A 1,060-nucleotide genomic window follows, 5' to 3' on the forward strand; every position below is an offset into this window, starting at 1 on the left:
CTTGGCCAGCGCGTCCGTCTGGGCCGCCCGCTGCGCGTTCACGGCCTGCCGCAATCTGCCACCGGCCCGGGCTTTTCCTCGGCCGTTGGTCTCAGCCTGTTTGCGGCGCATCCGCAGGATGAGTGGTGGGATTTCGAGATCCCCGTCGACACCTATGCCGCGCGCCCGTTCAAGCGCGCCGTTCGGTGGTTCCGTGACAATTGGTAGAACTCTGCGCCGCGCCTTGTGCGTGGCGCTTGCGCCCGGCCTCGCTTCGGCGCAGTCCGTCATTTCGCCTGAGACGTTTCTGGACGCTGTGCTAGGCAAAACGGTGCAGTTCCACGAAATCCGTAGCGGTGATCTGGTGGGAACCGAGCAGTTCCTGAACCGCAAGACCTCGGTCTGGCGGGTCGAGGGTGGGGGATGCGTCTACGGTCAGATCACGACGCCGAATGGTCAGGTCTGTTTTCTCTATGATGATGATACAGACGGCATTCCTGTTTGCTGGTGGCCATTCGAATATCAGGGCCGTTTGATGGTCCGGCTGGCAGAGCTGGGCAATGGCGAAATCCAGGAGGTGCGCAGCATGACCAGTCACAGCCTGAATTGTCCAAGCGCCCCAATCAGTTGAAAAACACCTTGCGGAGGCCTGATTTATCCCTCAAGATATCCACAGGACCCGTGAGAGGTCTTGCGGCAGGACATTGAGCAGTTTTCCGCACGAGTTTTGATTTGAATCCGGGGCGTGACGCGTAGGTCGTTCACTGCTCGGATGCTCTGTGTCTTGTAGTGATCAGCGTTGTTTCCGCTATATTTGGCAAAGCCTGCGAAATGCCGCCGGTTGCTGCCTTATTTCGTCCATATTTTGTGGAATCGCGTGATTTTTGACGTGACCTTTACGCATCACATCGCTAGAATCGAAGATGGATAGGTAAAGAAAAACACCGCTTTGGCGGAACAAAAACACAGGCGGACAGAGCATGACATTGAATCTTTCGATGCCCGGGCACGACGAACTGAAGCCTCGGATTACAGTATTTGGCGTTGGCGGCGCGGGCGGTAACGCGGTCAACAACATGAT

At 57.0% G+C, this 1,060-nt stretch carries 1 protein-coding gene and 1 pseudogene; both read left to right on the forward strand.

Translation table 11 applies throughout. The annotated features are described in order from the left end of the window. Positions 1-207: pseudogene (locus ACR0E6_RS21485) on the forward strand (cell division protein FtsA); the annotation flags it as partial. Further along, entirely contained in the window at positions 194-610 is a 417-nt protein-coding gene (locus ACR0E6_RS21490; protein WP_480564660.1) for a hypothetical protein, read from the forward strand. The pseudogene ACR0E6_RS21485 and the gene ACR0E6_RS21490, both read left to right, overlap by 14 nt. Positions 611-1,060: the final 450 nt, after the last annotated feature.

The organism is Ruegeria sp. AP12, from assembly GCF_056540025.1.